The organism is Cupriavidus phytohabitans, from assembly GCF_017815025.1.
Lineage (GTDB): Bacteria > Pseudomonadota > Gammaproteobacteria > Burkholderiales > Burkholderiaceae > Cupriavidus.
Genome location: NZ_JAGIQB010000098.1, coordinates 1 through 9,934, shown reverse-complemented (window position 1 = coordinate 9,934; position 9,934 = coordinate 1). Strand labels below are relative to the sequence as shown.

Here is a 9,934-nt window from a genome sequence, read left to right as displayed (position 1 = left end):
GCTTCGTCCATCTTCCCAGCCATGCGATCGACTCCCGATCAACGCCTTGATCAGATAACGCGTCAGACTCGAATCGGTTGTCATGATTTATACAAGTCTCAATAAGCTAATATCGAAGCGGTTCGGTTGGAAGCACGCGACGTCTGATGTATAAATTTTGGAGCTGAGGCGGCCAGTACAAGATATGAGGTAAGCGAGCCGGCTGCTTGATTTGATGTTAGCGTTAGGAGCAATGCCTTCCCAATGGGGAAACGCGGGAACTTCGTTCAGGACTATCTGTTTCTTGTGTCAGTAATTCCTGACGTACTCACGTCCGACGAGATGAAATGTTCCCTCGGAGACGACTCAGGGGTAGTAGAGAACACATTCGACTTGTGGTCTATGTGGATAACAGGTTCTTAGGCTGTCCGTACTGGATTGATCTGTCTGCGTAGTTTGGGCAGTGAGCTGATCACAAAGTTACGTTCCTTCAATGCCGAAATTAGCCGAGGAAGCGCCCTCACTGTTTGCTCTCGTGATGCTGTGTACGGGCGTGATGCCAATTCGTTCGGTGGACTGCCATCATGCAATAGCACGATTGCCCCTGGCTCTACGGTCGCCAACACGGTATCGACAATCAAATCAACCCCCGGGCGGGCCCAATCTTGAGGGTCTACCGACCAGTGAAGCGGTGTAAGACCCGCATTCTTTCCTTCGACGCATACTTCAGGAGTCCATACTCCATACGGCGCGCGCAAGAAACGTACAGCTAGGCCAGGGGAAGCCTTGGTGATGATCGCGTTAGTATCGAGTATTTCGCGTCGCAACACATCGCGGTTGCATTGGGACAGATCGAGATGCGTCATCGTGTGATTGGCAACTTCGTGTCCATCGGAGATCATTCGCCGAATTAGCTCCGGATGTTCCGCTGCGTATGCACCGAGAATGAAGAACGTGCCGGGGACATGAAATTGGCCCAATATGTCCAAGATCTTCGGTGTCCATATCGGATTCGGTCCGTCATCGAATGTAAGGAAAACCTTACGTTGTTTGACTTTGGCATCACGTTCCCGAATTTCTGACGGCCAAGACAAACGTTCCGATGTTTCGCTGTGCACCTTTTCAGCCATGATTCGTTACGTTACCTTTGTGGTTTGTCCGTTTTGCCTTCGGTCTCAAAGTGCGCCGTCCGCAATGCGACACGGAGATCTGCTAATTGGTAGCCGCCGCAACTTTGCGTCAGCGGCGCTAATTTGTACAATCGATTGTTTCGATATCAATCATCGATGATGTGGATGGCTCCATATGCGCTTCAAAGGCCTTGACCTCAACCTCCTCGTCGCACTTGACGCACTCATGACGCACCGGAATCTAACAGCCGCGGCGCATAGCATCAACCTAAGCCAGCCTGCTATGAGCGCAGCTGTCGCGAGGCTGCGAGACTATTTCAGTGACAGTCTCTTTGTTATGCGTGGGCGGGAGTTCGTTCCGACTGCTCGTGCGATGGAACTTGCCGGTCCCGTCCGTGAAGCACTATCGCACGTCCAGCTCTCGATCATTTCGCGTGACGTATTCCAGCCATCTAAGTCGAAACGACGTTTCAGAATCTGTCTTTCGGACTTCATGACACTTGTCTACTTTAAGAAGGTCATGAAGCGCGTCGCATGCGAGGCGCCTTCCGTCAGCTTCGAGCTATTCTTTCCTGACGATGAACCTGGCGAATTGCTCCGACGAGGCGATGTCGATTTCCTGATACTACCGGAGTTGTTGTTGAGTGATACACTTCCCAAGGCGCGTCTTTTTGAAGAGAAGCTTGTGTGCGTAGGTTGTCCGACAAATAAGCAGCTGTCCCGACGACTCGCTTTGGAAAAGTACATCTCGATGGGGCATGTGACTGTAAGGTTCGGACGATCACGCCGGCCCTCGCTAGAGGAGTTATTTCTCCTCGAGCTGGGATTCAAGAGACGTGAAGAGATTGTTGTTCCAACCTTTGACCTGATCCCACCGATGCTGTCCCGTACCGATCGCATCGCAACGTTGCCACTACGACTAGCTCAGTATTTTGGCGAACTGGTTCCTTTGAGGATTGTCGATGTACCGCTGCCACTTTCGTCGTTTACGGAGGCTATCCAATGGCCTGCGTTACATACCGGTGATCCAGCAAGCATTTGGATGCGCCAGGTGCTATTGGAGGAGGCAAAAAGTTTGGCTAGTGTATGACGCGAAGAAGTCTGACTGATAAACGATGTCCGGACAGTCACAAGATGCGCCAACTGCATTCACTGTCATAGGGTATTGAGATCCCTTCAATCCAGCAGGGCACAAGTTTCAGAACTACGGTGCACCCGCAGCTGAGTCTCTCCCATACCTCGCGCGCTTTCTACCCCTGTTGGTGTGCAACCCCTCATATGAGGCGTTATGCATAAGACGGCCCCGATGGGGGAGCGGCGTCAACGCAGGATTGTGTTAAAGGCGCCGTTTTTTCAGTTAGTATCCTATGCGCGCACAGAGAGGCGTTGTTGTCCTCCGTGTCCCTCCGACATCGCCACTGCGATATTGTCCGTTTGTTGACATTGTAGATGTCCGCCCACTGGCGGCGTCGTTCGAACTTGCCATCGCGCGCCGCAAAACTAATGTGTCGTTGTGGCCTAGTCCTGTTTGCTGACGGCGTTTGACGAGCTATCCCGGGGAGTTTAAATCCATGCCGCATTTCTATGCTAACGAGAGTGCTAACGATTTCGATTTGGTGTACGAGGTAGTGCAGACGCTAGTTTCGTCGCGGGATGCTGAGCAGACGTTGGACAGATCCTTACGGTATCTTTCATCTGCGCTAGGATGGCGCTCCGCCTTCATAGCCGTCGCGGAGCCGGGTGGATATCTAGCTGGATTTTGTTCCACGGGACTTTCGGAGGGCTGGCGCGAGCGCGTACGCTTTCTTCCCGATGAGGGGGTCGTGGGCCGCATTCATTCAAGTGATTCGCCTGTCATTGTCCCTGAGATTCACGATGAACATCTTCTCGCGGACCGCTTCGGAACTGCTAATGAATTGGACGGTGATCATATCGCTCTCCTGGGGACTCCTATTCGGCATGAGGGCCGTCCGCTCGGGGTGCTGGTTGCATTCTGTGAGAATCGAGACGGAACGCGCGCCTTTGCTAACGATCTCCAACTTATGAAAGTTGTTGCAGCGCCGATGGGGCAAGCGCTGCTGCTTAATCGCGACGCGATGAACAAGGGCGGTAACACGGAACAGGTATGTAGACTTCCACAGAAGGAGCATCACCCTTTGCGCAATATAGAGAACGCGGTAGGCGATTCCCCATCGATGCAGAGGGTGTTTGCGCAAGTTCATCAAGTCGCCCCTGCGAGGGCGACAGTACTCTTGCGCGGTGAAAGCGGAACGGGTAAGGAATTGATCGCACGCGCAATCTATAGCTTGTCTCGGCGTAATGATCAGCCCTTCGTTTCGGTGAACTGCGCGGCGCTTTCAGAGACTCTCTTGGAGAGCGAACTGTTTGGCCATGAGAAGGGAGCGTTCACGGGGGCACAATCGCAACGGAAAGGTAGATTCGAACTAGCGCACGGCGGCACACTATTTCTCGATGAAATTGGCGATATCTCACCGTCCTTCCAAGCGAAGCTATTGCGAGTTCTGCAAGAAAGGGAGTTTGAGCGCGTAGGAGGGGCCACGCCTGTAAGGGTTGATGTGAGGCTAATCGTTGCGACAAATCGCAACCTCGAACGGATGGTCAAAGAGGGTGAATTCCGAGCAGATTTGTATTATCGCATTAATGTGGTAAGCATTCGTCTGCCACCGCTACGTGAGCGCCGCGAGGACATCCCGGCTTTGGCGCAATACTTTTTGGATCGATTCAACCGTGACAACGGCAGGTCGCTGCGCTTCACAGACGGAGCATTGAGGGTGCTTTCGGGTTGCTACTGGGCCGGTAACGTACGTGAGTTGGAGAACTGCGTTGAGAGGACCGCGACAATGGCACTCCACGATTCCATTGATCGTCTCTCATTCCTGTGTGAGATGGATAAGTGTCTAACCCAAGGATTGCATGACATCGAGCGAGAAGACGCCGTACGTCCGGGCCGATCGGCAAACGCTGCAGCGAGCGAGGAGGTCACTCCTGCAGTCTCCGTAGATGCAGGTCACGATAGCGCCAGATTTACCCTGCCCAGCAGGAACGATAGACCTCAAAGCGAGAGAGAGCGACTCATTTGGGCCATGGAGCGCTGTGGCTGGGTGCAGGCAAAAGCGGCCCGGCTCTTGGGTATTACGCCACGGCAGATTGGCTACGCGCTGCGTAAGTACGGGATCGAGCTTCGCCGTTTCTGATGGCAGCATATCGCTGGTGGGTGCTTCCCTACACCTATGACAAAAGTTTGTGACAACTCAACGCAAATGAGTCTCCCGTCGACGAACTGCAAAGTGTTGGGATCGATTCTAACTTTGCCACAGGAGCGGCCATCCACGACAATTGCGGCAGCGTGCGCGTAGGGCTGCATAATGGTAAATGCATGGCTGCGATGATGGCACGCAACTTGCTGACCTTCGCGAACCGCAGAGTGTATGGAGTCGTTATGTCGCGAAAGGCGAGGGCCGCCTATCTTTTTGACCAACCGAATTGTGCGAAGAACCGGGCTAAGAGCGAGGAGGGGCGAAAGCAGGGCTGCTCAAGGCAGCTTTCACCCGGGGCGGCCGCTGGGGGCTGCGCTTTCGACGGGGCGAAAATTGCACTTCAGCCCGTGGCTGACGTGGCGCACCTCGTGCATGGTCCAATCGCATGCGAAGGCAACTCTTGGGACAACCGCCAGGCGGCCTCATCAGGGCCGACGCTCTATCGCACTGGCTTCACGACTGACATCAATGAGTTCGACGTGATCTACGGCGGTGAACGACGTCTATTCCGCAGCGTGCGCGAAATCATTGAAAAGTACAATCCACCTGCGGTCTTTGTTTATCAAACGTGCGTTACTGCGTTAATCGGCGATGACATAGATGCAGTGTGCAAGCAGGCTTCAGTTGAATTCAGTAGGCCAGTTATACCGGTGCACGCGCCTGGGTTCGCTGGATCAAAGAATGTCGGCAATAAGCTTGGCGGCGAGGCGCTTTTGAATTATGTGATAGGTAGCCGTGAGCCGGCATACACAACGCCCACAGACATCAACGTAATTGGCGAGTACAACCTGTCAGGCGAGTTATGGCAGGTAAAGCCGCTCTTCGACGAACTTGGCATCCGTCTTTTGTCGTGTATAACTGGCGATGGTCGGTACAGCGATATTGCGAGTGCGCATCGGGCCAGAGCAAACATGGTGGTCTGTTCGAAGTCCATGGTCCATGTGGCAACTAAGATGCAAGAGCGTTATGGGATTCCATACCTTGAGTGCTCATTCTACGGAATTGGCGACACAAGCAATGCTCTCCGCCAGATCGGGAGTCTGTTGGTGCAGCGAGGGGCATCTGGAAAGCTGTTAGACCGTACAGAGCGCCTGATTCAAGCTCAGGAGGACCGGGCATGGGAGCGGATTGCCACGTACCGTGCGCGTCTTGAAGGTAAACGGGCGCTGCTAATCACAGGTGGCGTGAAATCATGGTCAGTTGTGGCTGCGTTACAGGAGGCCGGCTTAGAGATCATTGGCACAAGCGTGAAGAAGAGTACCAAGGAAGACAAAGAAAGAATCAAAGGGATCCTCGGACAGGACGCGCTCATGTTCGACAACATGACGGCGCGCGAGATGTACAAGCTATTGCACGATGCGAAGGCCGACATCATGCTGTCTGGTGGGCGCTCACAGTTTATCGCATTGAAGGCGCTTATGCCTTGGCTTGACGTAAATCAAGAACGTCATCATCCGTATGCCGGATATGAAGGGATCGTGGAGCTGGTCCGTGAGATAGAGCGTACTATTTACAACCCGGTGTGGCAACAGGTGCGAATCCCAGCGCCGTGAAATAACGGAGGTGAAGTCGCCTGGTCAATAGATTCGCGCCACAGCTAATGTACTCGGAATACTAAGCCGCCACAGAATCCAGGAAGTACATCTTTACGCGTGGCGGCGTTCTAGGAAGGTGAGGAGACCATTATGGCTATCGTGATCCAATCTGAAAAAGCCTGCACGGTAAACCCGTTAAAAACTAGCCAGCCACTCGGCGCTAGCTTTGCGGCTATGGGGCTCGACGCTTGTATGCCTGTCTTGCACGGCTCACAAGGTTGCACGTCGTTTGCCTTGGTGTTGCTGACGCGACATTTCAAGGAAGCCGTCCCGCTGCAGACTACCGCAATGGATGAGATCTCTGCGGTTTTGGGCGGATACGATAATGTCGAGACGGCATTGCTTAACATCCGAAAGCGCGAAGCGCCGAGAATCATTGTGGTCTGTTCAACAGGTCTCACCGAGACCAATGGCGAGGATATCAATGGTCATTTAAGAGCTATACGCAAAGGTAATCCAGAACTGTTTAATACAGAAATTGTTTATGTCTCGACGCCAGATTATGTTGGCGCCTTCGAAGACGGCTACAGCAAAGCTGTGGTGGAGATTGTCATGGCGCTGGTAAAGCCGCTGCCTGCTATTTATCGACAAATTAGCGTGTTGCCGGGGAGCCATTTGTCGCCGCGTGATGTTGAAGAACTACGCGTGATAGTCGAGTCATTTGGCCTAGACCCAATAATCCTCCCTGACATTTCCGGTTCGCTCGATGGACACCTTGATTCAGAATGGCGGGGCATAACGCAGGGCGGAACCACGCTCGAACAAATCCGCGCTGCTGGGGCATCCTCTTTCACAATCGGCATTGGAGAGCAGACTCGTGCTGGTGCTCGAGCGTTACAGGAAATAGGTGGCACGCCATTCGAAATCTTCGAACGTCTCACGGGTCTGGAACCTAACGATCGATTATTGCGGCTTCTCGCGCAGTTGTCAGGGCGAGCCATTCCAGAAAAGTACCGTCGGCAGCGTAATCAACTTCTGGATGCAATGCTGGATAGTCACTTCTATACGGGGGGTATAAAGGTTGCGATCGGTGCAGATCCGGACATGCTCCTTTCGGTTGGGTCACTGCTGCACGAGCTAGGGGCAGAACTATCAGTCTGCGTCAGCACGACCGCATCTCCAGCGCACGCGCTATTGCCCGCAAGCGAAGTAGTGCTGGGCGACTTGGAAGACATGGAGCGGGCTGCCGGCAATTGCGATCTGCTAATCACTCATTCGCATGGCCGCCAAATGGCTGCGCGACTCGGCAAGCCGCTGATGCGCGTAGGCTTCCCCGTATTCGACCGCGTCGGAAACGCACATCGATGTCAGATAGGATATCGAGGCACGATGGACCTGATTTTCGAGATTGCAAATCTGATGCTCGAGCGAATCCAGTTCCGCGCACCGACGGATTGGCCCCTATCCACGATCAATACCCATCGCGCTGCGGAAACCCCGGTGATCTGATGTCAAGGTTTCCTCCAGCCACTATGTGATCCTACAAGGAGACGGCGCATGAAAATTGCATTCGCTACGCAAGATAAGGAGCATGTTGACGCCCACTTTGGGTGGGCGAAGCATATACTGGTCTACGACGTGACAGCGGCCGCGCACAGGTTCATCCAGGCTTTCGATTTCAGCGACACGTCACAAAAGCATGATAACGAAGAGAAGCTGGGTCAAAGGCTTGAGGCAATCCATGACTGCGCGATATTGTACGTCGCCGCAATTGGAGGTGCCGGAGCCGCGCGCGTGGTTGCGATGAAGATCCACCCTATCAAGGTGGGAAAGGCGGAGCCGATTGAAACGATCCTTAGAAAGCTGCAGGAGGTGTTGAAGGGGACGCCGCCTCCGTGGTTAAGGAAGGTGATCAAGAAGGATTCGGGCACGTCATACGATTTGGGCGCGGGCGACGGGTTAGCGAATAATCGCGACTACCTCAAAGAGAAGGACTATCCTCCGCCACAAATAGCCTTCGGTGCTGAAACTGACAGCGAAGACAGGATAAACGACCCTGAGGCAACAATAGCTCGTTTGAAAAGATTGAACACGCTTGCGGTGCAAGCCAAGATGGACCTACACGATCTATCCGAAGAGTTGCCGGCCAGTTGGGAGAAAATTTTAGTCGTTGCCAGACGCTGCCACGAGATCCACGCCTTGTTGATGGAGGCGCGGAAAACCGCCGGCTTGGCTTACAAGTGAATATCGCGAGAATGCAACGTGAGTGGCAACTTTACTGTAGTGCTACCAAGTGGCGCGATCTGGACGCCGAACTTTGTAAATTCTATCGATCATCAAAATTGTATCGGGTGTGGCCGATGTTTTCGTGTGTGTTCGCGCGGTGTCCTTCAACCGGTTGGAGTGAGCGAGGATGGTAGCCATATTTCTCTTGAGGGGGAAAACGAGAATGAGGAGGAGTTTGAGAAGAAGGTTATGACTATCTTGCATCGCGAGTATTGCATAGGTTGCACCGCGTGCGCGAAGATTTGCCCAAAAAAATGTTACACGCACGCGCCTGCTTAGGCCTTAGTTATGACGAAGATGAATTTTCACAGTACCCTAATGCGTCACGCGGTAGATGGCAATGACTGCACGGTGCTAACGCTGGCTGGCGCCATTTCTTCAACGTTCGAGGAAGGAAATGTACATGGCCTCCCCATAATAGGACTTGATGCCAATGAAACAAGATGGTTGCTTGCACACTGGTTTCCAGGTGCCGAGTATGCGTTATCTTTGCAGCTAAACAGAGAGGCAACCGCGCAAGACCAGATGTACTATGACGAGGTCGAAGAACTCGTAACCTTGCTTGAGGCACACGCAGATCCGAGTGCCGGTACACCTATCGAGGTGCGCTGTGTTTCTCATGCATTGGCCTCCGCGTGTTTGAAAGACAAACATCTCTGGCAAAACTTACGCCTTCCATCCCGGGCCGAGCTGTCAGAGGTTCTGAGGTACTGGTTTCCCCTGCTTGCCAAAAAGAACGTCCATGGAATGAAGTGGAAAAAGTTCCTCTACAAACAGCTATGTGAGCGCGATACGCTATACGTGTGCAGGGCTCCGAGCTGCAGCGTTTGCCCCAGTTTCGGAGACTGTTTTGGGCCTGAATGACGAAAAAATCGCTCTTTACAAGTAGAGAACTGTCAGGGCCTGAACATATAAAAGGATAAGGTGACTCATATCGTTGGCGTTATCTCAATGGCGAACGAGCGAGCAAGGAATCAACGATATCTAGACCGATGCTGTTGTTGGGGTCCAGCCAGCGAAGTTTGTTCATCAGTTGGAGCGCCATGGCATGCTCGCCAAGCCGTATACTAAATAACGCCTGGGCTTTTAGGGTAAAGAGCCAGAAGCGAGCAGGGCCTGAAATAGTGAAGTCAGCGTCGCCGGGCCATACTGCACGCCAATCAATGTTGATGGACGCCTGGCGCGCAGCAGCCACTAGGGCTTTGCCTGCGACTTCCTGCGCTTTTCGAAGCTCGTCGCGGCTTGCTTGTAGCTTATACAGCATATAGTACGGTGGCAAGCAGGTGGGGAAGGAAAGAACTGTCGTCCATAAGATGACTTCCGCATCGTCATTTCCCCCCTCCGGAATTGTATTAATCAACTGCATGGCCGGGGGAGTGGCAGTGCTGCCAAAAAATTCGGCCAATTCGATATCCGTAATGAGGTTCATTCCTCTCTCCTGTAAGGTGGGGCTCCGGATGATATTTTTTTCTTCCAAGCCGATGCGATGACCGCCGGAATGGAAACAATGAATTTGGCGCACGTACATCATAAAGAAGCAGTCCTACAGAAGGCCACTTGGCTTAAGGTCTCAGACGGTAGGCAGCATTCAGCTTAGGGAAAGGCGTTCTGAGATTGTTTGTAAATAGGGCGGAGCAGTATGGTCAACACGGCGTTGTTGCATAAATCGAGATTGAAAACAGGGGCTCCTCGGTGAGGCTGAACTCAGGCGATACGGACGGATTGC

Annotated in this window: 9 protein-coding genes; 7 read left to right on the top strand and 2 right to left on the bottom strand. The window is 53.1% G+C overall.

Translation table 11 applies throughout. The features are described from left to right. Positions 1–398: 398 nt before the first annotated feature. The gene (gene nodB, locus J8I34_RS32250; RefSeq protein ID WP_209808233.1) at positions 399–1,109 is read right to left on the bottom strand and encodes a chitooligosaccharide deacetylase NodB; all 711 of its coding nucleotides are present in this window, start codon (positions 1,107–1,109) and stop codon (positions 399–401) included. Between the two features lie 175 nt (positions 1,110–1,284). Here nodB and J8I34_RS32245 point away from each other — a divergent pair, with 175 nt between their 5' ends. From J8I34_RS32245 to J8I34_RS32215, 7 genes are all read left to right on the top strand, one after another. After that, the gene (locus J8I34_RS32245) at positions 1,285–2,199 is read left to right on the top strand and encodes a LysR family transcriptional regulator (protein WP_209777727.1); all 915 of its coding nucleotides are present in this window, start codon (positions 1,285–1,287) and stop codon (positions 2,197–2,199) included. Positions 2,200–2,680: 481 nt separating this feature from the next. Further along, on the top strand, positions 2,681–4,324 hold the full coding sequence (gene nifA / locus J8I34_RS32240) for a nif-specific transcriptional activator NifA (RefSeq protein WP_209777724.1): 1,644 nt from the start codon (positions 2,681–2,683) through the stop codon (positions 4,322–4,324). A 245-nt stretch (positions 4,325–4,569) separates the two neighbouring features. Next, on the top strand, positions 4,570–5,940 hold the full coding sequence (nifE, locus tag J8I34_RS32235; protein WP_209777752.1) for a nitrogenase iron-molybdenum cofactor biosynthesis protein NifE: 1,371 nt from the start codon (positions 4,570–4,572) through the stop codon (positions 5,938–5,940). A 132-nt stretch (positions 5,941–6,072) separates the two neighbouring features. Beyond that, positions 6,073–7,431, top strand: coding sequence for a nitrogenase iron-molybdenum cofactor biosynthesis protein NifN (gene nifN / locus J8I34_RS32230; RefSeq protein WP_209777721.1), 1,359 nt, complete (start codon positions 6,073–6,075; stop codon positions 7,429–7,431). Between the two features lie 48 nt (positions 7,432–7,479). Next, positions 7,480–8,166 (top strand): nitrogen fixation protein NifX, encoded by a 687-nt coding sequence (gene nifX / locus J8I34_RS35630; RefSeq protein WP_209777719.1) that lies wholly within the window; start codon positions 7,480–7,482, stop codon positions 8,164–8,166. A gap of 18 nt (positions 8,167–8,184) precedes the next feature. Next, complete coding sequence (gene fdxB / locus J8I34_RS32220; RefSeq protein ID WP_209777716.1) at positions 8,185–8,487, top strand: ferredoxin III, nif-specific; 303 nt, start codon at positions 8,185–8,187, stop codon at positions 8,485–8,487. A gap of 18 nt (positions 8,488–8,505) precedes the next feature. Further along, positions 8,506–9,072 carry a nitrogen fixation protein NifQ gene (locus tag J8I34_RS32215; RefSeq protein ID WP_209777750.1) on the top strand — a complete coding sequence of 189 codons (567 nt, stop codon included), beginning with the start codon at positions 8,506–8,508 and terminating at the stop codon, positions 9,070–9,072. A 79-nt stretch (positions 9,073–9,151) separates the two neighbouring features. On the opposite strand, the gene J8I34_RS32210 is transcribed toward J8I34_RS32215, so the two are convergent. After that, complete coding sequence (locus J8I34_RS32210; protein WP_209777713.1) at positions 9,152–9,637, bottom strand: hypothetical protein; 486 nt, start codon at positions 9,635–9,637, stop codon at positions 9,152–9,154. Positions 9,638–9,934: the final 297 nt, after the last annotated feature.